Below are 1,306 nucleotides of genomic sequence, written 5' to 3'. Positions count from 1 at the left end.
TGTTGATTTGCACTGAGAAGTGACCCGGCATTGGAGTGAACCCTTCGGGCTGGACCACGGGACACGGAAAAACTGATACACTCTGCGGGCCTCAATCGGAGAAGGCTCATGAAGTCCCGAGGTCTATATCGCCGGCATTCGACGCCGTTCAAATTGCAGCTTTGCCAGGATATCCGGAACGGCGTCATTGGACGGCGCGACGCACAGCGCACCTATAGCGTTTCGGCTAACCTCATCCAGTTGTGGCTCACGCAGTTCGATCGTGGTGAACTGAACGACGAGGAAGCAGAGGCTAGTGTTATTGCCGAGTACGAGGCACACATTGCGGCGCTTGAACGCAAGGTCGGCCAGCTTACCATGGAGCTGGACCTGGTTAAAAAAACTCCGCGCCAGCCGATCGCCGGCGACAGCGGGAACTACTCCATCATCACCGGTCCCCGGCCTGTTCTATCAGACGGGGGTGCAAAATGATCGATCTTCCGAGAAGCAGCTATTATTATCGATCAACTGCGAAAGCGTTGAACCTTGGGGATGCGGAACTCGTTGCAATCATCGAAGACATCCAGGACGAACTGCCCTGCTACGGATACCGACGCGTAACGCACGAGCTTCAGCGAAGAGGCCACTTGGTCAACCACAAGCGTGTCGCCCGCGTCATGCGGGTCAACGGCCTCGGGATCAAGCCTCGCAAGCGGTATGTTCGCACGACGGATAGCAACCACGATTCACCGATCTACCCGAACCTTTATCGCAATGTGATCCCGTCGCGGCCTGACATGGTCTGGGTGGCTGACTTCACATACATCCGCATAGCCGTCGGCTTCTGCTATCTTGCAGTTATTCTGGACGCTTGCAGCCGGAAAGTCGTCGGTTATGGTCTGTCAAAACGCCTGGATACGCCGCTGGCATTGGCAGCGTTGCATTCGGCGCTTGAGAACAGAAAGCCTCCACCCGGCTGCATCCACCACACGGACCGCGGATGCCAATACGCGAGTGAGACCTATCGACGAGCGCTTGATGCTGCCGGTCTGCAGGGGTCCATGAGCGCCGTCGGCAACCCTTATCACAATGCTCAGGCAGAGAGCTTCATGAAAACCCTGAAAGTCGAGGATGTCTACATCGCCGGCTACGAGACCTTCGCGGATGTGGCCGAACGCTTGCCCAGGTTCATTGAGGAGATCTACAATGCCAAGCGGCTACACTCGGCCCTTGGCTACATGTCGCCAGCAGAATTTGAAACCCAACTCGCCCAGCAGGCGGCTTAGTTTGAAGCGCCTCGCTGGTCCAGCCCGAAGGGTTCACTCCA

2 protein-coding genes are annotated in these 1,306 nt (G+C 57.0%); both read left to right on the top strand.

The genetic code is table 11. The features are described 5' to 3' along the window. The first annotated feature begins 108 nt into the window (after window positions 1-108). On the top strand, window positions 109-471 hold the full coding sequence (locus RAC79_RS25575) for a transposase (protein ID WP_112967617.1): 363 nt from the start codon (window positions 109-111) through the stop codon (window positions 469-471). Then, on the top strand, window positions 468-1,265 hold the full coding sequence (locus tag RAC79_RS25570; RefSeq protein WP_112967616.1) for an IS3 family transposase: 798 nt from the start codon (window positions 468-470) through the stop codon (window positions 1,263-1,265). The genes RAC79_RS25575 and RAC79_RS25570 overlap by 4 nt, the downstream gene beginning before the upstream one ends. Window positions 1,266-1,306 lie beyond the last annotated feature (41 nt).

The organism is Agrobacterium sp. LR_9, from assembly GCF_041954855.1.
Lineage (GTDB): Bacteria > Pseudomonadota > Alphaproteobacteria > Rhizobiales > Rhizobiaceae > Agrobacterium > Agrobacterium leguminum.
This window is presented reverse-complemented; position numbering and strand designations above follow the sequence as displayed.